Annotated in this window: 22 protein-coding genes and 2 pseudogenes; 17 read left to right on the forward strand and 7 right to left on the reverse strand. The window is 62.8% G+C overall.

Annotated elements, in window-relative coordinates:
* Positions 1-204: 204 nt before the first annotated feature.
* The gene (gene thpR, locus NLY37_RS22390; protein WP_023671722.1) at positions 205-801 is read left to right on the forward strand and encodes an RNA 2',3'-cyclic phosphodiesterase; all 597 of its coding nucleotides are present in this window, start codon (positions 205-207) and stop codon (positions 799-801) included.
* Here thpR and NLY37_RS22395 read toward each other — a convergent pair.
* Positions 705-1,232 carry a low molecular weight protein-tyrosine-phosphatase gene (locus NLY37_RS22395; RefSeq protein ID WP_033003073.1) on the reverse strand — a complete coding sequence of 176 codons (528 nt, stop codon included), beginning with the start codon at positions 1,230-1,232 and terminating at the stop codon, positions 705-707. The genes thpR and NLY37_RS22395 overlap by 97 nt on opposite strands.
* A gap of 104 nt (positions 1,233-1,336) precedes the next feature.
* Here NLY37_RS22395 and NLY37_RS22400 point away from each other — a divergent pair, with 104 nt between their 5' ends.
* The 5 genes from NLY37_RS22400 (at position 1,337) to NLY37_RS22420 (ending at position 4,740) form a co-directional block, all read left to right on the forward strand.
* Complete coding sequence (locus NLY37_RS22400; RefSeq protein ID WP_023715750.1) at positions 1,337-1,633, forward strand: 4a-hydroxytetrahydrobiopterin dehydratase; 297 nt, start codon at positions 1,337-1,339, stop codon at positions 1,631-1,633.
* Positions 1,634-1,752: 119 nt separating this feature from the next.
* Positions 1,753-2,115 (forward strand): YkvA family protein, encoded by a 363-nt coding sequence (locus NLY37_RS22405; protein WP_023671719.1) that lies wholly within the window; start codon positions 1,753-1,755, stop codon positions 2,113-2,115.
* Positions 2,116-2,429: 314 nt separating this feature from the next.
* Positions 2,430-2,933: an invasion associated locus B family protein gene (locus tag NLY37_RS22410; RefSeq protein ID WP_023671718.1), complete on the forward strand. Its 504-nt coding sequence runs from the start codon at positions 2,430-2,432 to the stop codon at positions 2,931-2,933.
* Positions 2,934-3,043: 110 nt separating this feature from the next.
* On the forward strand, positions 3,044-4,276 hold the full coding sequence (gene rlmN / locus NLY37_RS22415; RefSeq protein WP_023742097.1) for a dual-specificity RNA methyltransferase RlmN: 1,233 nt from the start codon (positions 3,044-3,046) through the stop codon (positions 4,274-4,276).
* Positions 4,273-4,740: a hypothetical protein gene (locus NLY37_RS22420; RefSeq protein WP_023730266.1), complete on the forward strand. Its 468-nt coding sequence runs from the start codon at positions 4,273-4,275 to the stop codon at positions 4,738-4,740. The genes rlmN and NLY37_RS22420 overlap by 4 nt, the downstream gene beginning before the upstream one ends.
* Here the strand turns inward: NLY37_RS22420 and NLY37_RS22425 are convergent.
* Entirely contained in the window at positions 4,712-5,353 is a 642-nt protein-coding gene (locus NLY37_RS22425; protein WP_023742096.1) for a LysE family translocator, read from the reverse strand. The genes NLY37_RS22420 and NLY37_RS22425 overlap by 29 nt on opposite strands.
* Positions 5,354-5,541: 188 nt before the next feature.
* Here NLY37_RS22425 and NLY37_RS22430 point away from each other — a divergent pair, with 188 nt between their 5' ends.
* The 3 genes from NLY37_RS22430 (at position 5,542) to NLY37_RS22440 (ending at position 7,828) form a co-directional block, all read left to right on the forward strand.
* Positions 5,542-6,774, forward strand: coding sequence for an argininosuccinate synthase (locus tag NLY37_RS22430; RefSeq protein ID WP_023742095.1), 1,233 nt, complete (start codon positions 5,542-5,544; stop codon positions 6,772-6,774).
* Between the two features lie 140 nt (positions 6,775-6,914).
* The gene (locus NLY37_RS22435; protein ID WP_245270973.1) at positions 6,915-7,334 is read left to right on the forward strand and encodes a hypothetical protein; all 420 of its coding nucleotides are present in this window, start codon (positions 6,915-6,917) and stop codon (positions 7,332-7,334) included.
* Positions 7,335-7,519: 185 nt separating this feature from the next.
* Positions 7,520-7,828 carry a hypothetical protein gene (locus NLY37_RS22440; RefSeq protein ID WP_023726018.1) on the forward strand — a complete coding sequence of 103 codons (309 nt, stop codon included), beginning with the start codon at positions 7,520-7,522 and terminating at the stop codon, positions 7,826-7,828.
* Positions 7,829-7,928: 100 nt separating this feature from the next.
* Here the strand turns inward: NLY37_RS22440 and NLY37_RS22445 are convergent, their stop codons facing one another.
* Complete coding sequence (locus tag NLY37_RS22445; protein ID WP_023671711.1) at positions 7,929-8,726, reverse strand: lytic murein transglycosylase; 798 nt, start codon at positions 8,724-8,726, stop codon at positions 7,929-7,931.
* Positions 8,727-9,020: 294 nt separating this feature from the next.
* On the opposite strand from NLY37_RS22445, the gene NLY37_RS22450 reads away from it, so the two are divergent.
* The 7 genes and pseudogenes from NLY37_RS22450 (at position 9,021) to NLY37_RS22480 (ending at position 15,630) form a co-directional block, all read left to right on the forward strand.
* Entirely contained in the window at positions 9,021-10,118 is a 1,098-nt protein-coding gene (locus tag NLY37_RS22450) for a zinc-binding metallopeptidase family protein (RefSeq protein WP_023742093.1), read from the forward strand.
* 62 nt (positions 10,119-10,180) lie between these two features.
* Entirely contained in the window at positions 10,181-10,780 is a 600-nt protein-coding gene (locus tag NLY37_RS22455; RefSeq protein WP_023742092.1) for a DUF1236 domain-containing protein, read from the forward strand.
* Between the two features lie 147 nt (positions 10,781-10,927).
* Positions 10,928-11,878 carry a CPBP family intramembrane glutamic endopeptidase gene (locus NLY37_RS22460; protein WP_023745438.1) on the forward strand — a complete coding sequence of 317 codons (951 nt, stop codon included), beginning with the start codon at positions 10,928-10,930 and terminating at the stop codon, positions 11,876-11,878.
* Positions 11,879-12,261: 383 nt separating this feature from the next.
* Positions 12,262-13,857, forward strand: a complete 1,596-nt coding sequence (gene ffh / locus NLY37_RS22465; protein WP_023702591.1) for a signal recognition particle protein — start codon at positions 12,262-12,264, stop codon at positions 13,855-13,857.
* 7 nt (positions 13,858-13,864) lie between these two features.
* A complete protein-coding gene (locus NLY37_RS22470; protein ID WP_023671706.1) occupies positions 13,865-14,191 on the forward strand; it encodes a chorismate mutase in 327 nt (108 codons plus the stop codon).
* 105 nt (positions 14,192-14,296) lie between these two features.
* Complete coding sequence (gene rpsP / locus NLY37_RS22475; protein ID WP_023671705.1) at positions 14,297-14,698, forward strand: 30S ribosomal protein S16; 402 nt, start codon at positions 14,297-14,299, stop codon at positions 14,696-14,698.
* A gap of 87 nt (positions 14,699-14,785) precedes the next feature.
* Positions 14,786-15,630 (forward strand): annotated as a pseudogene (locus NLY37_RS22480) (acyl-CoA thioester hydrolase/BAAT C-terminal domain-containing protein).
* Positions 15,631-15,717: 87 nt separating this feature from the next.
* Here the strand turns inward: NLY37_RS22480 and NLY37_RS22485 are convergent.
* The 3 genes from NLY37_RS22485 to NLY37_RS22495 all read right to left on the reverse strand — a co-directional run bounded on the left by NLY37_RS22485 (position 15,718) and on the right by NLY37_RS22495 (position 17,085).
* Positions 15,718-15,981, reverse strand: a complete 264-nt coding sequence (locus NLY37_RS22485) for a YMGG-like glycine zipper-containing protein (RefSeq protein ID WP_023683830.1) — start codon at positions 15,979-15,981, stop codon at positions 15,718-15,720.
* Between the two features lie 152 nt (positions 15,982-16,133).
* Positions 16,134-16,661 (reverse strand): SRPBCC family protein, encoded by a 528-nt coding sequence (locus NLY37_RS22490; RefSeq protein WP_023742091.1) that lies wholly within the window; start codon positions 16,659-16,661, stop codon positions 16,134-16,136.
* Positions 16,662-16,674: 13 nt separating this feature from the next.
* Entirely contained in the window at positions 16,675-17,085 is a 411-nt protein-coding gene (locus NLY37_RS22495; protein WP_023687655.1) for a DoxX family protein, read from the reverse strand.
* 356 nt (positions 17,086-17,441) lie between these two features.
* On the opposite strand from NLY37_RS22495, the pseudogene NLY37_RS22500 reads away from it, so the two are divergent.
* Positions 17,442-17,842 (forward strand): annotated as a pseudogene (locus tag NLY37_RS22500) (ACT domain-containing protein).
* A gap of 3 nt (positions 17,843-17,845) precedes the next feature.
* On the opposite strand, the gene NLY37_RS22505 reads toward NLY37_RS22500, so the two are convergent.
* On the reverse strand, positions 17,846-18,298 hold the full coding sequence (locus NLY37_RS22505) for a GNAT family N-acetyltransferase (protein WP_023742090.1): 453 nt from the start codon (positions 18,296-18,298) through the stop codon (positions 17,846-17,848).
* Between the last annotated feature and the right edge of the window lie 16 nt (positions 18,299-18,314).

Raw genomic sequence — 18,314 nt, forward strand, 5'->3', positions numbered from 1 at the left:
ATGACCCGAGTCATCCATGCTGCGCTCGAAGAGCATATGCAGCATCTGGGTAATGCAAGCGCCGAGGCGGCACGGCAATAGTGCTTATTCATCGCTTGGAGGCGCCTGTTCGTAAAAATGCCTGCAACCAACAAACCACTTGCCCCGTTTGACTATCGATGATTCGCTAGGGGCACAGTTCGATTCGAGGAAGGGAGGCTCACCATGCCGCGTCTTTTCACCGCCCTCGAAATACCCCGTGACGCCGCTCTTTCGCTGTCCCTGCTCAGGGGCGGCCTGCCCGGAGCCCGCTGGATCGATGTCGAAAACTACCATCTGACGCTGCGCTTCATCGGCGACGTCGAAGGCCATATCGCCGACGAAATCGCCAACGCGCTCGACCGGGTGCACCGCCCATCCTTCTCGCTCACCCTGTCCGGAGTTGGCGCTTTCGGCCAGAAGAAGCCGCACGCCGTCTGGGCCGGCGTCTTCGCCTCGCCCGACCTTTCGGCGCTGCAGAGCGAAATCGACCGCATCTGCCAGCGGCTCGGCCTGCCCGCCGACCCGCGCAAGTTCACCCCGCATGTTACGCTGGCACGCTTGCGCAATTCGAGCCCGCTCGACGTCGCCCAGTACCTGTCGGCGCGCGGCAATTTTGCGACGCTACCGTTTCGCGTCGGCCGCTTCGTGCTGATGTCGTCGCGCGATTCGGTCGGCGGCGGTCCCTACATTGTCGAGGAGGCGTGGCCGCTCTCCGGCGTCGACGCCCGCGCCACCAATCTCGTCGCCAGCGCCTCCGACGCTTCGCGGATCATGCGGTAGACCGAAGCGAACGCTTCGGCCCCGTCATAATAGGGATCCGGCACGTCGCGGGTTTTGCCCTGCGCAAACTCTGCCAAGAGATGAATACGTTCGCGCGCACCGGCCGGCGCCAACGCCTTGAGGTCGCGGACATTCTGCCGATCCATGCCGAGGATCAGGTCGAAGCGCGAAAAATCCCCCGGCCTGACCTTGCGTGCCCGCTGCCCTGATATGTCGAGGCCGTGGCGGGCCGCAATCGCGATCGAGCGCGGGTCGGGCGCTTCGCCGAGGTTCCAGCCGCCGGTCGCCGCAGAGTCCAGCACGATGTCGTCCAGCACCATGTCGCGGCCGCGTTCCGCCAGCACGGCGCGAAACACGCCTTCGGCCAGGGGTGAGCGGCAGATGTTGCCGAGGCAGACGAAGAGTATGGAATTTATCGGCTTTACGCTCATTCGATATGCGCCGTTCGTGCATTTGGAAGCCCAAAACGCAAAGGACTTTTGGGCGACTTGCATTATGGTGAGGGTCGATATCTGGGATAGCACGGGAAATCATCATGACGAGAGAGAAACTCAGCAACGACGCCATCGCCGGCGCACTGGCCGAACTGGCCGGCTGGTCGCAGGCAGCCGATGGCGCCTCCATCAAGCGCAGCTTCGACTTCAAGAATTTTTCCGAAGCCTTCGCCTTCATGACCCGCGTCGCGCTGGCCGCCGAGAAGATGGACCATCATCCCGACTGGTCGAACGTCTACAAGACTGTCGACGTGACGCTCAACACCCATGATGCCGGTGGTGTCACTGCGCTCGACATCGCGCTGGCCAAGAAGATGAATGGGTATGCTGGCGGCTGAACGCTGGGGCGGCAACGCCAAATCGGCGCCATCCTCTTGCAGTGGACCGGGACTTTCACCACATTTTCCGTGGCGGCCGCGCGCAACGCGTAGCGCGACGGCCGGCAAGGAGAGGATTGATGGCGCAGCAGCCCGGTTTTGATTTCTTCGGCTTCGGCAGCAAGCTCGGCGACGAGAGTGAAGTGCGCGCCAAATTCTGGCGCACGGCCAAGAAGGCCGCCCGGCAGATTCCGTTCATGGAAGAGGTCGTCGCCGGCTATTATTGCGCGCTCGACAGGAAGACGCCTTTGCGTGCCAAGGGCATATTGCTGGCAGCGCTTGGCTATTTCGTGCTGCCGGTCGACGTCATACCCGATTTCGTCTTCGGCCTCGGCTTCACCGACGACATCGCCGTGCTGACCGCCGCGATCTCCACGGTAAGCGCCCATATCACCCCTGCGCACCGCAAGGCCGCCAAGGAGGCGATCGCCGACAAGAGCTGAATCGGCGTCGCGTTGGCAACTGGGTTCAGAAGAAATCCTCCGCTCAAACAGGACGATAGCGGCTTGGCTTCGGGTTCCGCTGCGGCCGTTGGAAAAGTCAAACTCTTGCCGCTTTCGTGGCCTCCAAGTCGCCGCAGGGACATTGCGAAAGCCGTTTTTTCAAGAAGCGGCGCGGAAATGGCGGTGGTTTCCATGGGTGAATGTCCTTTTCCGAGGGAAATTCACCGTTTGGTAACCCAGATTAAATCAAAATGAAGCGACGGGCAGGACGCCAAGCCGGCCTGCCCCGCACCATTTGGAATACGGGAAAAGCGATGCGCGGATTGATTGCACTAGTCTCGAGCCTGGTCCTGGTGGCTTTTGCCGCGCCGGCGCTGGCGCAGCAGGCGACCAAGATCGGCCAGCACAATGCCTGGGGCACCTACAGCTACCAGGCGCAGGGCGGCAAGGTCTGCTATGTGCTCACCGTGCCGACCGACAAGCAGCCGCCGACGCTCGATCACGGCGACATGTTCTTCTTCGTCAGCCAGCGGCCGGGCCAGCAAGTGTCCTACGAGCCGCAATTCATCGCCGGCTACACATTCCAGGAAGGCTCCAAGGCCACCGTCACCATCGACAAGAAGACGTTCTCGATGTTCACCCGCGGCAAGTCGGCCTGGGTCGAGAACGCCGCCGAAGAGCCGGTGCTGATCGCCGCCATGAAGACCGGCACCGACATGAAGGTCTCGGCGAAGTCTGGCCGCGGCAATCCGACGACCTATGTGTTTTCGCTGAAAGGCATCTCGGCCGCGCTGACGTCGATCGCCAAGTGCAAGTAGGCTGGCGCGGTTCCCGCCGCATGACTCTCGCCGCAACCTGTGCTATGCGCCGCGCTTCTTTTCGGCACGATGGATGAAATCGGCCGCAATTCGCTTATATTGGCGCTGATATGACCCTTTCCTTCGATCTCACCACTGAGGGCGCACGCGACGCGTGGCGCGCTCGCGCCACGCCCGAGAAGCCGTCGCTGATCGGCCTGACCCGGGCCGAGCTCGGTGAAGCCCTTGTCAGTGCCGGCATCGTGCCCGAGCGCCAGGCGAAAATGCGCGCCCAGCAGCTCTGGCACTGGATGTATGTGCGCGGCGTCTCCGATTTTGCCGGCATGTTCAACATCTCCAAGGATCTGCGCGCCGAACTCGACAAGCATTTTACCGTCGCCCGGCCCGAAATCGTCGAGGAGCAGATTTCCTCCGACGGCACGCGCAAGTGGCTGTTCCGCCTTCCGCCGCGCGGTGCCGGCCGTCCGGTCGAGATCGAGACCGTCTACATTCCCGAAGAAGGCCGCGGCACGCTCTGCATCTCCTCGCAGGTCGGCTGCACGCTGACCTGTTCGTTCTGCCACACCGGCACACAGAAGCTGGTGCGCAATTTGACGGCGGAAGAGATCCTGGCGCAATTGCTCACCGCCCGCGACCGGCTGGGTGACTTCCCCGACCGCGACACACCCGACGGCGCCATCGTCCCGGCCGAGGGCCGCAAAGTTTCCAACGTCGTCATGATGGGCATGGGCGAGCCGCTCTACAATTTTGAAGCCGTGAAGAAGGCGCTGCTGATCGCCTCCGACGGTGATGGGCTTTCGCTGTCGAAGCGCCGCATCACGCTGTCGACCTCCGGCGTCGTGCCCGAGATCTTCCGCGCCGGCGAGGAGATCGGCGTCATGCTGGCGATCTCGCTGCACGCCACCAATGACGATTTGCGCGACCTGCTTGTGCCGATCAACAAGAAGTATCCGCTGAAGGAACTAATCGAGGCCTGCCGCGCCTACCCGGGCCTGTCCAACGCCAGGCGCATCACCTTCGAATATGTGATGCTGAAGGACGTCAACGATTCCATCGAGGACGCCAAGGGGCTGATCAAGCTGCTGAAGGGCATTCCGGCCAAGATCAATCTGATCCCGTTCAACCCGTGGCCGGGCACCAACTACCAGTGCTCGGACTGGGAAACGATCGAGAAATTCGCCGACTACATCAACAATGCCGGCTATGCCTCGCCGATCCGCACGCCGCGCGGCCGCGACATCCTGGCCGCCTGCGGCCAGCTCAAATCCGAATCCGAACGCATGCGCAAGGTCGACCGCCTGGCGCTGGAAGCCATGATGATTGCGGGGCATGGCGAGGCGTGAGCCGCCTCTTCGCCTATATCCTCCGTTTCGCTGTCATCCTGTTCGGCTATGTCGTCGCCTCATTGGCGGCGAGCGCCTTTCTCAACGTGCTGTTCATGGCTTCCGTCGGTTATAAGCCGGACGATGCGCACCCGATGATGGCCACGGCGCTCTATTTTTCGATTCCGTTCGTGGCGCTGTTTGTCGCCTATTTCGCTTTCATACCAGCGGTGGTCGCAATCCTGATCTCCGAGGTCCTCAGCCGCCGCGACTGGCTGTTCTATGCACTCGCGGGCGGCGTCGTGGCCGCGGCCTTCCTCGGCTTCGTTCATCAGAACGTGGATTTCGACGTCACGAAACCGCACGCCATCGCCGCGGTGATCGGCTGCGGCATGGTCGGCGGCATCTTCTACTGGCTAAGCGCCGGCCGCTGGGCCGGAAGCTGGTGGCAGGCCGCTACTTCGCCTGAGCGGTCAGGATCTTGAGCGCGAAGGCCGAAAACACACCGGCAAAGAGATAGTCTACCACCCGCGTCACCCGCGGGCTGGCCTTCATCGCCGCCGAAAACCTTTCCGCGGCAAAAACCATCGGCGCCGTCACCGGGATCGACAGCACGATGAACATGAGGCCGAGGAAGAACAGTTTTCCCGGCGCGTTCGGATCGTGAGCCGAGACGAACTGCGGCAGAAACGTCATGAAGAACAGGATGATCTTCGGGTTGAGCAGGTTGACGCGGAGTCCGGCGGCCCAGCTGCGGAACAGCGAAATCTGTGGGCCATTCTTCTTCTGCGGTGAAAACGCCGAGCCCTTGGTGATCGCCTGCCAGGCCAGGAACACCAGATAGGCGGCGCCGAAGATTTTCAGCACCAGGAAGGCCATCGGCGAGGCGACGATCAGCGCCGAGATGCCGACCGCCACCAAAGTTGTATGGATCAGCGTGCCGAACAGAGCACCCGCCAGCGAGGCAAAGCCGGCGGCGCGGCCCTGGCTCAGTGTGCGCGAGACGAACAGCGTCATATCCGGCCCCGGCGTGATCGCCAGGATCATGGTGGCGATGGCGAACTGGATCAGTGTTGTGGTGTCGGGAATGAAGGACATCGGTGGCCCCTGGCGAATGATCGTCGGTCTATAACGCAGCCTCCCCGCTCACGCCAGCAACTGACTGGCGTGGCATCTGGTCCAGCGGCTGCGGCGGCCGGCGCCCGTTCATCCCTTGCGCTGGCCGGAAATGCCGTGATACCTCGCCCGCGAAACTCACGCGCGGAACCGCCAAAATGTCCCCAGCAATGCCCAAGACAAAAGACGTCAAGAAGGTCGTGCTCGCCTATTCCGGCGGTCTCGACACCTCCATTATCCTGAAATGGCTGCAGACCGAGCTCGGCGCCGAAGTCGTCACCTTCACCGCCGATCTCGGCCAGGGTGGCGAGCTGGAGCCGGCGCGCCAGAAGGCTGAGATGATGGGCATCAAGGATATCCGCGTCGTCGATGTGCGCGAGGAATTCGTCTCGGATTTCGTCTTCCCGATGTTTCGCGCCAACGCCGTCTATGAAGGCACCTACCTGCTCGGCACCTCGATCGCCCGCCCGTTGATTTCCAAGCACCTGGTCGAGATCGCCCAGGAGGTCGGCGCCGATGCCATTGCGCACGGCGCCACCGGCAAGGGCAACGACCAGGTGCGTTTCGAGCTGTCGGCCTATGCGCTGAATCCCGACATCAAGGTCATCGCGCCGTGGCGCGACTGGTCGTTCAAGTCGCGCACCGACCTGATCAACTTCGCCGAGCAGCACCAGATCCCGGTGGCCAAGGACAAGCGGGGCGAGGCGCCGTTCTCGGTCGACGCCAACCTTCTGCACTCCTCTTCCGAGGGCAAGGTGCTGGAAGACCCGTGGAGCGAGCCGCCGGAATTCGTCCACCAGCGTACCGTTTCGCCGATGGAGGCGCCGGACGCGGTCACCGAGATCGAAATCGAATTCTTGAAGGGCGACCCGATCGCGCTGAACGGCAAGAAACTCTCGCCGGCCGCCATGCTGACGGCCCTCAACGATCTCGGCCGCGACAATGGCATCGGCCGGCTCGATCTGGTCGAGAACCGCTTCGTCGGCATGAAATCCCGCGGCGTCTACGAGACCCCCGGCGGCACCATCCTGATCGTCGCCCACCGCGCAATCGAATCGATCACGCTCGACCGCGGCGCCGGCCACCTCAAGGACGAATTCATGCCGCGCTACGCCGAGCTGATCTACAACGGCTTCTGGTTCTCGCCCGAGCGGCTGATGCTGCAGGCGATGATCGACAAGAGCCAGGAAGACGTCGAAGGCACCGTGCGCCTGAAACTCTACAAGGGCAATGTCATGGTCACCGGCCGCAAATCCAAGAAGACGCTCTATTCCGACGCACTGGTCACCTTCGAGGACGATCGCGGCGCCTACGACCAGAAGGACGCCGCCGGCTTCATCCGCCTCAATGCACTGCGGCTGAGGACGCTGGCGGCAAGGAGCCGCAAGGGTGAACCAAACTAGTGTTCCAGGAAAACCCGGCGGTCACGCAGGGTTCTTATTTGGTACCTCTAATATAAGAGGTCAAGCTGGCTGACATGGTTTCCGTTTGACCTTTTAAAAGCCTCATCTAAATTCCTTCGCGGGACGGAGGGATTCTGATCGTGAAAAATGCCATTTTTCTCCTGCTTGCGGCGGCCATCGTCTTTACCGGATGCCAATCCTCGCAGGCCACGAAACGCGAGCAGGACGGGTGCATCTCCGCTGTCCATTTGTGGAGCATCACGTTCAAGCACGAAATCGCCTCTTTCATGGGCGTCTCGCAGGAGCGCATGCCGGCCCTGTTCTGCCAGCGCATCACCGAAGGAGTACGCAGCGGGCGGATCAGCTACTCCGATTTGAACAGAGTGCAGCTAGACCTGCCGACCGAGATATGGCTGGTCATCAAGGGCAAGTCAAAGGCGGCTGCCAGGGCCGCGCCGGTGCTGCGCAACTCCAAATTCCGGAGCTGCAAAGGTACTGAAGGCGCCTTCGAGGTTCCTATTTCCCAGAAGTGCCCGTTGAGCGGCTACGCACATTATTGAGAGCCCAGGCGCTCAGCCGGCATTTGCGCCAACGATCGAGCAATTCGAGAAAGAGCATGCCCGACTTTGTCCGTAACTGCGTAAAAACAAAGAAATAGAGCGGCGGCAAAGAACTCAGTGCTTTTCCTGCTTGATCTTTTCGGGCCCTTATCTAGCCTCCTCACAATCGATGGGGGCAGCTGACAATGAAGCCGTGGTTTGTGGCCCTGCCTGCAATGGTCGTCATGCTGGCCGGTTGCCAGACTGGGCAGGAGCAAGTGAGTCAGGATCCCGAGGCGGCATTCGATCGCTGCGTCAGCAAGGTGGCCATATCGAATATATCGGCCAAACACGAGATCGCCGCTTTTATGGACGTTTCCCTGGAGCGCATGCCGCCACTGCTGTGCCGCCGCCTTGTCGATGCCATGAAGACCGGCCGGCTGACCTTCTCCGACATAAACCGCCTCCAGTTCGACCAGTCCACGGACATCTGGAAGGTCATAAAAGGCGGGTAGCCGCTTGGCTGCTGAACGGTTTGACCGCCAAACGCTCCAGTCCTTGCAGAAAAGCCCGGCGCATGGCCGGGCTTTCCGTTCTTCGATCTGGATATTTCTGTCAGCCGCCGTCGATCGCGTCGGCGATCTGGGCGATGGCCTGCTGGTAGACGCTGGCGGAATTCCAGCCGGCGATGGCCCCCATATTCGCACTCGCGCTCGCACCCGCCCGCCAGCCATGAGCCTTGAGGAAGTTGGCCGTCGAAGCCAAGGCCGTCGCCTTGTCGCGCAGATTTCCGTTGCCGACGCCATACTTCAGGACATTGCCGGGCAGGAACTGCGTATGGCCGATCTCGCCATGCGCAGCCCCAACCGACGAGGCGCTCAGCGCGCCGCGATCGACCAGCTTCAGCGCCGCAATGGCATGCGGGTAAAAGAACCCCGGGCGACGGCAATCATAGGCAAGCGTCAGAATGGCGGAGACCGTGTTCTGGTTGCCCAGGGAGGCTCCGAAGCCGGTTTCCATGCCCCAGATGGCCAGCAACACGCCCGGCGACACGCCGTAATTGCTCTCGATCCTGTCGAACATCGCCGCATTCGACTTCTTCAGCGCACGGCCCCTGGAAATGATCGCAGCTCCGCCACGGCGCTTCATGAAGGCGTCCACCGAACCGCTGAACGCCTTGTGGATGGCGCGGTCGACGGAGATTGTCTTTGTCGCGTAGCTGGCACCGGCCAGAGCAGCCAGACCCTTCCCGCCGACACCTTCGGACCTGGCCTGCGCGGCAAAGTCCTGCTTCCACGCTTCGAAGCCCGCGCCGGTCTTGCCGCAGCTGGCCGCCGCCTGCGCGCCCGTCGCCAGCGCAAGTACCGCGACCACCGCGGCAGCAATAATCTTTCCCTTGGCAAGCAATGCCATGCTTTTTCTCCTGATTGCCTGAATCACGTCCCGGTTGCGAACTTGCCAGCGAAACGCGCCATTGTCACCGTACCCCCGGCGCTACCCTGGCCAATGCAGCGGAATTTGCTTACGATCAAGTGCTTATTGTGGCCGAAACGCCCGGGCGCCGGGCAGGCGAATTCGCTGCTCGGGTAAAAAGAGGTGACGGGGGCATGGAACGGCGGCCCGTGGCGGGCGTTTGGGCGAGGCGCCGCTCCGCACCATATTCCTCCTCTGACGCCATACGCCAACGCCTGACGCATCGAGATCGACATGAAACTGTTCGACTGCCCGCATTGCGGCCACCGCCTCTACTTCGAGAATGCGCAGTGCCTGAATTGCGGGAGTCTCGTGCTTTACGATCCCGAGCATGCGCGCTTTGCCTTGTCTGACGTCGACGGCATCTTCCACTGCACCAATGCGGATGAATGCGCCTGCAACTGGATGGCCGAACCGGGCCATACCTACTGCCGCGCCTGCTTGCTGAACCAGCTGATCCCCGACCTCTCCGTCGACGGCAACCGCCGCCGCTGGATTCGCGTCGAGGCGGCCAAGAAGCGCGCCGTCTATTCGCTGCTCGCCTTCGGCCTTCCGGTCGCGCCCAAGCACAAGCACGGCGACGAAATCGGCCTCGCCTTCGACTTCATTGCCGATCCGATCGGCGGCGGTCCCGGCGGCGAACGCATCCTTACCGGCCACGACAACGGCCTGATCACGCTCAACGTCGCCGAGGCGGACTCGGCCGAGCGCGAGCGGCGTCGCGTCGAGATGGGCGAAAATTACCGCACGCTGCTCGGTCATTTCCGTCATGAGCTTGGCCATTACTACTGGGACCGGCTGATCCGCGACGAGCCGCAACGGCTCGATGCCTTCCGGGCGCTGTTCGGCGACGAACGCCCCTACTACGAGCAGGCGCTGAAGGCCTATTACGCCAATGGCGCTGCGCCCGACTGGCAGCAGAACCATATCTCCGCCTATGCGACGTCGCATCCATGGGAAGACTGGGCCGAGACCTGGGCGCACCATCTCCACATCACCGACACGCTGGAGATGGTGCACGCGCTGAATTTTCCACTCGGCCAGCTTGAGACGATGGAGACCAATGTGCTGCCGCAAGGCGACACCGGCGGCCGGTTGCAGGCGGCGCCCGCGGAACCTGACGCCGTGCCCGAGCCGTTCGAAAAGATTCTCGCCCGCTGGCTGGTACTCTCGGAAGCCTCCAACTCGATCAACCGCTGCATGGGCCTGCCCGACCTTTATCCCTTCGTCATTTCGGACGTGACGGCGCAGAAACTCAGCTTCGTGCATGAGCTTTTGACCGGTTTGCCGAAAGAAACCGGAACAAATCGTGAGCTGGCGTCGGTATTTTAGCCGGAACGCATGCGTTCTGGTTTCGTTTGGTGTCGCGAGGGACCATGAAAGGGAGAGAAACCATGAGACGCATATTGTTTCCGGCCGTCGCCGGGGCGCTTGTCGCGATGTCGGGTGTGGCACTCGCCGATACCGCCGTCTCGGCCGTCACCGATCTTAATGTGCGCGCCGGCCCCGGCCCGCAATATCCTGTGATCGGCGTGCTCGCCGCCGGCCAGTCGGCGACGCTCAATGGCTGCATCGAAAACAGCAAATGGTGCACCATTGCCGAAGCCGGAGGCCAGGGCTGGGTCTATTCCGACTATGTCACGGCCGATTTCGGCGGCAACCGGGTCGTTCTGACACGCCGCCCCGCCGACGCCGCCATCACCGTGGTTACACCGCCGCAGGATGATTATCCCGATACCTATACCGGTGCGATTCTGTCCGACGACGGCCCCGTCGACGCCATCGACAGGCCACCGGCGGAAGTCGGCACCTATGTCAGCACGCACCGGCTCGATCCTGTCTATCTCGAGGGCGAGGTGGTGACCGGTGCCACCTTGCCCGACACGGTCGAACTGCGCGAAATCCCCGACTACCGCTACCGCTACGTCTATGTGAATGGCCAGCAGGCGCTGGTCGACCCACAGACACGGCGCATCATGTACGTCGTGCGCTGATTTTGCCTGGAAAGAATGACAAGTGAACTCGTGCCGCCCTCCTGCCGAGGCTGAGGGCGGCAAAAGGGTCGCTGAACAGCAGCAATTGCGCGAGAGCCGACGATCCCCTAGATCATGCGATCCGATGCGTTCGGCAGAGGAACTCGCGTGATATCAGATCCAGCCGCCTTCGAGCGCTATAGCAACACGGCCACCGAAAAGACGAACCTGCCGCGGCTGATAATTGGAACGGCAGTCGTCGTCCTGTTCTGGGTGGCGATCACCCTGGTTGTGGTGCTTGGCGGCACCTATGTCGCGATCGTCTGGCATGTATTGCCGGACGATCCGCGCGGGCCGCTTCAGGGCTTTCTGGCCTCGCCCATCGGCATACTCACCGCACTCACCTCGTTTACCGGCATCTGGCTCGGCCTCTGGCTTGCCATGCGTTTCGTCCATGGCGAGCCGCTCTCGGCGCTTTTCGGCGCCAGTCGCCGCGTGTCCTTGTCGGGCTTCCTCAAGGGCCTGGTCGCGGTGCTGATCACATCGGCGCTTTCCGAAATCCTGCTCTACTGGCTACAGCCCGAAATCGCCCGCGGCACGATCAACCTGTCGACCTGGCTGCTGTTCCTGCTCCCGATCGTGGCGCTGACCCTGCTGCAGACCTCGTCCGAGGAGATGCTGTTTCGCGGCTATCTGCTGCGCGGCCTGGCCAGGCGCTTCGAGAGCCCTTACGTGTGGGCGCTATTGCCCGCTTTGCTGTTCACCTCCTTGCATTGGAGCCCGGGCTCGACCGCCGCCATCAACGCCTGCGTGCTGGCCTCGATCGCCGCCTTCGCCTTGCTGTTGACGCTGGTGGTTTATGTCACCGGCAATCTCGGCGCCGCCTTCGGCGCCCATCTCGGCAACAATCTCACCGGCTTCCTGCTGATCTCGCATCAGGAGAACTACAATTCCTTCGCCCTGTTCAACGCCAAGCCGCTGGAAGGTCCGGACTGGACGACGACGGATGCCGTCATCATCGCCGCCATCGGTATCGTCTGCACCTTGCTGACGATCCTGCTGCTTCTGCACCCGCGCTCGCCGCTGAAGGTTACGGCCGACCCTCGGGATGCAGGGTGAACTAAACAGGGACCGATCCAGAGACCGGGAAGCTGCCCTTGTCTTGACTCTTCGGCCGATTTCCTGTCTACAGCCCCGAAATCCGCGACGAGTATCCCTCCGAGCAAGCCGACCAGGACGCCAAAACCTTTTGAGGTGGGTGCTGTAAACAGATCCTGGAGGCCAACACCCGGCAGCGCTGAGCGCCCCCGGGTGCTTTTTGGTTTTGAGCTTTGCTTGGATGAGCGGCGCGAACGCACTACCTCTCGGGCACCATCGGGGTGCCTGAGAAAAAGGAAACGGAATGTTTGAATCGCTGCAGGAGCGCACAAGAGGCGTGGAGGGCCATCGGCCCGACAGGGATCACCATGAATCCAAGGCGCTCTCGCGCGGCGGGTTGACCAATGTTTGAATCACTTCAGGAGCGCCTTGGCTCCATCCTGAACGGCCTGACCGGCCGCGGCGCGCTGTCGGAGGCTGATGTCTCGGCGGCGTTGCGCGAGGTGCGCCGTGCGCTGCTCGAAGCCGACGTTGCGCTGGAAGTGGTGCGTTCCTTCACCGACAAGGTGCGCGAGAAGGCCGTCGGCGCGGCTGTCGTCAAGTCGATCAAGCCCGGACAGATGGTCGTCAAGATCGTCCATGACGAGTTGGTCGACATGCTCGGCGCCGAGGGCGTCGCCATCGACCTCAATGCGCCGGCGCCGGTCGTCATCATGATGGTCGGCCTGCAGGGCTCCGGCAAGACGACGACCTCCGCCAAGATCGCCAAGCGCCTGACCGAGCGCCAGAACAAGAAGGTTCTGATGGCCTCGCTCGACACGCGGCGGCCCGCGGCGCAAGAGCAGCTGCGCCAGCTCGGCGAGCAGGTCAAAGTCGCGACCCTGCCTGTCATTGCGGGCCAGAACCCGGTCGACATCGCCAGGCGCGCCGTCCAGGCAGCCAAGCTCGGCGGTCATGACGTCGTCATCCTCGACACCGCCGGCCGCACCCATATCGATGAGCCGCTGATGGTGGAGATGGCCGACATCAAGAAAATGTCGAGCCCGCACGAAATCCTGCTGGTCGCGGATTCGCTGACCGGCCAGGACGCCGTCAACCTTGCCAAAAGCTTCGACGAGCGCGTCGGCATCACCGGCCTGGTGCTGACCCGCATGGACGGCGATGGCCGTGGCGGTGCCGCGCTTTCGATGCGCGCCGTCACCGGCAAGCCGATCAAGCTGATCGGCACCGGCGAAAAGATGGACGGGCTGGAGGAATTCCACCCCAAGCGTATTGCAGACCGCATCCTCGGCATGGGCGACATCGTCTCGCTGGTCGAAAAGGCCGCCGAAAACATCGACGCCGAGCAGGCGGCGGCGATGGCCAAAAAGATGCAGTCGGGCAAGTTCGACCTGAACGACCTTGCCGGCCAGCTTCAGCAGATGTCGAAAATGGGCGGCATGGGCGGCATCATGGGCATGATGCCCGGCATGGGCAAAATGAAGGACCAGATGGCCGCCGCCGGCCTCGACGACAAGATGTTTGGCCGCCAGCTAGCCATCATCTCGTCGATGACCAAGGCCGAACGCGCCAATCCGGACATGCTGAAACATTCGCGCAAGAAGCGCATCGCCGCCGGCTCAGGCACGGATGCGGCCGAGATCAACAAGCTCTTGAAAATGCATCGCGGCATGGCCGACATGATGAAGGCGATGGGCGGCAAGGGCAAAGGCGGCGGCTTGATGCGCGGCATGATGGGCGGCCTTGCCTCCAAGATGGGCCTCGGCGGCATGATGCCTGGCGGCATGGGCGGCCCTGGGGGCATGATGGGCGGCGGCATGCCCGACCTCTCCAAGATGGATCCCAAGCAGCTCGAAGCCTTGCAGAAGCAGATGCCCGGCCTTGGCGGCATGAAGGGCCCGCCCACCCCGAGCGGCGGTGGCCTGCCCGGTCTGCCCGGCGGCATGAAGCTTCCCGGCCTTGGCGGCGGTGGTCTGCCCGGCCTCGGAAAGAAGAAGTGAGGACGCTATGAACGAAGAAAAAGACATGGCCGACGCACGCACCATCCTGGCCGGCTATCGCGCCTCGATCGACAACATCGACGCCGCCCTCATTCATATGCTGGCCGAGCGCTTCCGCTGCACCAAGGCGGTCGGCGTGCTCAAGGCCGAGCATGGCCTGCCGCCCGCCGACCCGGCGCGCGAGCAGGAGCAGATCACCCGCCTTCGCCAGCTGGCGAAGGACGCTCATCTCGACCCCGATTTCGCGGAAAAATTCCTCAACTTCGTCGTCCGCGAAGTGATCCGCCATCACGAGCAGATCGCCGCGTCCAACGGCGCAAGCAAAACCGGCTAACAAAGTGCATGTCGCCCAAAAGTGCGCAGCGGTTTTGGGACAACGACCTGCACCAGACAAAGCCATTAACCCAACACTGACATCAGAAATTTTAGGAGAAATGAAATGCCCTTGAAGATCAGACTGGCCCGTGCGGGCTCGAAGAAGCGCCCTTACTACCACGTCGTCATTGCCGACGCCCGTTCGCCGCGCGACGGCCGGTTCATCGAGTCGATCGGCTCGTGGAACCCGCTGCTGCCCAAGGACGGCGAGCGCGTCAAGGTCGACGCCGACCGCGTCAAGCATTGGCTGTCGCACGGCGCCCAGCCGACCGACCGCGTGCTGCGCTTCCTCGATGAGGCCGGCCTCCTCAAGCGCGAAGCCCGCTCCAACCCGAAGAAGGCCGAGCCCGGCAAGAAGGCGCAGGAACGCGCCTCTCTGCTGAAGAAGGCCCAGGAAGACGCTGCCGCCGCCGTTGCCGCCGCTGCTGCAGCCCCGGCCGAAGCGGAAGCCGCCACCGCCGAATAAGCATCGCGTCATCGCATCGACAAAACGGCGGGCCTGTGCCCGCCGTTTTGCTAATGTGCGGCGATGTCATATGCGTTCGAACGAAAGATGACTGAGCGGACCGTCACGGAAGAGACCCTTTTCGGCGGCGTAGCCGGAACGCTGTTGCGATGCGCCGGCGCCACGACAGGCGTCGTCGTGCTCAGCGGATCGAGCGGCCGCATCGACGTCACCCGCGCCCGGCTCTTTGCCAAGGAAGGAGCATCCGCTCTCGCGCTGCAATGGTTTGGCGGCGAAGGTCAGGTGCCCGGCATTTGCGAGATCCCGCTCGAAACGTTTTTCGCGGCGACCGACTATCTTGTCCAGATGGGATGCCGGCGCATCGTCTATGTCGGGACCTCGAAAGGCGCCGAGGCCTCCCTGCTTGCGGCGGCTCACGATCCACGCATCGGCCTCGTGGTTGCGATCAGCCCGACATCGGTGGTCTGGGGCAATATCGGGCCGGCCGCGACGGCGTCAGCTGGCCGGAACGATCGTCGTGGACGCTCGAGGGGATTCCTTTGCCGTTTGTCCCAAGCAATCCCGCTTGGAACGCTGAGTATGTCGATGGTCTGGTGTCCTACCGGGGGCTCTTCCTACGTGCCTTGCAAACCTTCAAGGACGCAGCGGCCAAGGCTGCCATTCCCGTCGAAGCTATTTCAGCCGACATTGTTCTGGTTGCGGGCGGCGACGACGCGCTATGGCCATCGCTGGATTTTGCCCAGTCGATCGTTCGGTGTCGCCAGGACACCGCAATGACCACCTGCCTCGTCTCAGTGCCCGACGCCGGCCACCGCATTCTGCTGCCGGGCGAAATCACGCCGCGCTCGAGGCTGCATGCCCATGGCGGCAATGACGACGTCGACACGCGCCTGGGCCGCCTGGCTTGGGAGCATATCCGGGGATTGCTGTAGCGCAGGCAGCCATGGTCCAGCTGCCTTGGGCAACAGCGAAACCGGCGATCTATAGCCGCCGGTTTCCGATGTTGGACCTGGCTGTGTTCAATAACCGTCGGGGCAGCTGGCGATATAGGTGCGCCCGTTGCGGCCGCGGTAGCGACATTGACCGCTTTCGCTGGCACGGCCGATCAGCGCGCCGGCCACGGCGCCGACGGCGCCGCCGACGACGGCGCCCTGAACCGGATCATTTGCCACAGCTGCGCCAACCGCCGCGCCGCCGAGGCCGCCGACCGCGGCACCCTTTTCGGTTTGCGAGCACGCACCCAGTGCGGTCGCCAGTACCAGAATGATCATCGCTTTTTTCATTGTCGTTCCTCTCTCACGCGGATCGCCGTCCTCGCCGCCACGGCTCTAACTCCCAGACAGCTGATTTGATCCCGAAGACGTGAGAGATCCCGGTGCGCGCGCCTGTCACATTCGTAACGACCGCCGCCGAGCTTGTTGAAATGCAGGACGTTTTACCTTTCAGTGGCCTTCTTCAGATTGGCGAGGCCAGCCTCGAAATCCTTGCCGATCAGCGTATCGAAATTCATGAAGAGGCCCAAAAGCTTGGCAATGAAGGGCCGGCTGCCGCGCATTGCCCAGGTGACTGCGGTGGTGTCGCCCGAGGGCTTCAGGGTGAAGTCGACGCTGTTGTTGGCCCGGAACGGCTTCTCGAAGTCAAGCTTCAGCGACACGAGCGAGGATGGCACGGAATTGACGATCTCCATGCGTCCCTTGCCGGCCTTGGCATTGCCTTCCCAGGCGTAGGCGGCGCCCTTGCCGGTATCAGCGCCCGACAGCGTGCGCTTCATCAGCGGGTCGAGCTTTTCGTAGGGTGACCATTCCGGCCAGTGCTTGAAATTGTTGATCAGCGGAAAGATCGCTTCCGGCGCGGCCTTGATGCTGGCGGTGCGGGCGGTGACGAAATCATTCGACCTCGTCGCCGCATAGATGAGCACGGCGGCGATGATGACGACCAGGAGGATGAGAATGGTGCTGAGCATGTTTTCTCCTCGCTTAACGGCTGAACGGGATCAGGGCGCGCACGCTTGGGTCGCGCAGATAGAGACCGCCCCACAGGATGATGCCGAGATAGACGCTAAACAGCGTGTGCGAAAACAACGGGCTGCCGACGCGCATGTTTGTGGCGATGGCGCCGCCGAGATAGCCGGTGAGCAGGATGGCGCCGAGCACCGAGGTGCGGGGCAGCGCATAGAGCGCGGTCGAGATCAGCCCGATAATGCCGAGCGTGCGCGCAACATTGACATCGGCCGGCCAGCCGAGCGGCACCATGGTCTGGGTGACGACATCGAGCGGCGGCAGCTTGATGACCCCGTCGAAGATCATGAACAGGATGATGAGGCCGCTGAGCACGCGGCCGGTCCACAGGGCGCCCGATGAGACGGGCATGGTTTGAGAAATACTCACGGGTGTTCCCTCCTAAGCGGTTCGAGCCGTTTGCCGGCTTCGGACCAAGGACGAGCGATGGGGCGGCGATCCTACAGGGTGCGGATTCTTTTTGGATAGCAGCAAGCAAAAGCCGCTGCGTGGCGATCCTTCACACCCCCCTCTGGCCTGCCGGCCATCTCCCCCGCAAGGGGGGAGATTACACGCTCGACCGCTTCGGCAATGCTCCATGAATGAGCGGAGCATCGAAACCGCCGATCTCCCTGCTTGCGGGGGAGATGCCCGGCAGGGCAGAGGGGGCGCTGTCCCTCCACCTTGACGGACTATCGACATCCACCAGTCACGGCTATTGATAGGGCTGGGCGAGAGACGAGCGAATGGCTGGCGAGACTGATCTGAAAATGCTGCTGGCGGCGATGACGCCGGAACTGCTTCCCGGCGTCCATGTCTTCGCCACCCTGGTCCCCGGTGCACCGGTTCCCGAGACGCTCAATCCGGTGATGCTGTTTCGCGAGAAGGAGGGCACGACGCTGATCTTGCCCGAAGACCAGGCCGCCGGGCTGCAGTCCGCCTTCCGCTGCCGCATGATCACCCTGAACGTCCACTCCTCGCTGGAAGCCGTCGGCTTCCTCGCCGCCATCCCGCCCGGCTGGCCGCCGCCGGCATGGGCGTCAATCCGGTCTCTGCTTTCTATCATGACCATCTGTTCGTGCCCGCTGAGCGGGCCGAGGAAGCGATGGAGTTATTGCGCCAACTGGCCAAGGATAGCGCCGGCTGAGTATCAAGCGCGACGCACGTAGAGGATATCCGGCAGGCCTTCTTCGTTGGTGGTGCCCTCGCCGAACACCTCGGGGCGAAAGCCATGGCGCTCGTAGAAGCGACGCGCGCCGGTGTTGGCCTGGAAGCAATGCAGTTTGACGATCCGTAGCGCGGCGGTCGCTTGCACCAGCAGCCGGCTGCCGATGCCTTGCCCCGTCCAGGCGGGGTCGAGATAGAGCTGTTCCACCCAATCGCCGCTCAGGGCAATGAAGCCGACAATGCCGGTGCCGGCCTCGGCGACCGTCACCTGCTGCCGGGACAGCACGATCTCGCGGATGAAGGCAAGATCCTCATCCGGCGTGTGGATGACCGGCATCCAGGAGAACGAACCAAGTGCGGCCCGCATGACAATGGCGATGGTCGCGGCATCCAAAGCCGTGGCGGGGCGCAGCACGATTTTGGTGGGATCGTTCAAAGGCTTTTCTCAACAG

Origin of the sequence: Mesorhizobium sp. C395A (genome assembly GCF_030323205.1) — a bacterium.
Lineage (GTDB): Bacteria > Pseudomonadota > Alphaproteobacteria > Rhizobiales > Rhizobiaceae > Mesorhizobium.

What these genes read in the sequence shown, in the direction of transcription:
- thpR (WP_023671722.1), top strand. Translation starts at nt 205, where the DNA reads ATGCCGCGTCTTTTCACCGCCCTCGAAATACCCCGTGACGCCGCTCTT.
- NLY37_RS22395 (WP_033003073.1), bottom strand. Translation starts at nt 1,232, where the DNA reads ATGAGCGTAAAGCCGATAAATTCCATACTCTTCGTCTGCCTCGGCAAC.
- NLY37_RS22400 (WP_023715750.1), top strand. Translation starts at nt 1,337, where the DNA reads ATGACGAGAGAGAAACTCAGCAACGACGCCATCGCCGGCGCACTGGCC.
- NLY37_RS22405 (WP_023671719.1), top strand. Translation starts at nt 1,753, where the DNA reads ATGGCGCAGCAGCCCGGTTTTGATTTCTTCGGCTTCGGCAGCAAGCTC.
- NLY37_RS22410 (WP_023671718.1), top strand. Translation starts at nt 2,430, where the DNA reads ATGCGCGGATTGATTGCACTAGTCTCGAGCCTGGTCCTGGTGGCTTTT.
- rlmN (WP_023742097.1), top strand. Translation starts at nt 3,044, where the DNA reads ATGACCCTTTCCTTCGATCTCACCACTGAGGGCGCACGCGACGCGTGG.
- NLY37_RS22425 (WP_023742096.1), bottom strand. Translation starts at nt 5,353, where the DNA reads ATGTCCTTCATTCCCGACACCACAACACTGATCCAGTTCGCCATCGCC.
- NLY37_RS22430 (WP_023742095.1), top strand. Translation starts at nt 5,542, where the DNA reads ATGCCCAAGACAAAAGACGTCAAGAAGGTCGTGCTCGCCTATTCCGGC.
- NLY37_RS22440 (WP_023726018.1), top strand. Translation starts at nt 7,520, where the DNA reads ATGAAGCCGTGGTTTGTGGCCCTGCCTGCAATGGTCGTCATGCTGGCC.
- NLY37_RS22445 (WP_023671711.1), bottom strand. Translation starts at nt 8,726, where the DNA reads ATGGCATTGCTTGCCAAGGGAAAGATTATTGCTGCCGCGGTGGTCGCG.
- NLY37_RS22450 (WP_023742093.1), top strand. Translation starts at nt 9,021, where the DNA reads ATGAAACTGTTCGACTGCCCGCATTGCGGCCACCGCCTCTACTTCGAG.
- NLY37_RS22455 (WP_023742092.1), top strand. Translation starts at nt 10,181, where the DNA reads ATGAGACGCATATTGTTTCCGGCCGTCGCCGGGGCGCTTGTCGCGATG.
- ffh (WP_023702591.1), top strand. Translation starts at nt 12,262, where the DNA reads ATGTTTGAATCACTTCAGGAGCGCCTTGGCTCCATCCTGAACGGCCTG.
- NLY37_RS22470 (WP_023671706.1), top strand. Translation starts at nt 13,865, where the DNA reads ATGAACGAAGAAAAAGACATGGCCGACGCACGCACCATCCTGGCCGGC.
- rpsP (WP_023671705.1), top strand. Translation starts at nt 14,297, where the DNA reads ATGCCCTTGAAGATCAGACTGGCCCGTGCGGGCTCGAAGAAGCGCCCT.
- NLY37_RS22485 (WP_023683830.1), bottom strand. Translation starts at nt 15,981, where the DNA reads ATGAAAAAAGCGATGATCATTCTGGTACTGGCGACCGCACTGGGTGCG.
- NLY37_RS22490 (WP_023742091.1), bottom strand. Translation starts at nt 16,661, where the DNA reads ATGCTCAGCACCATTCTCATCCTCCTGGTCGTCATCATCGCCGCCGTG.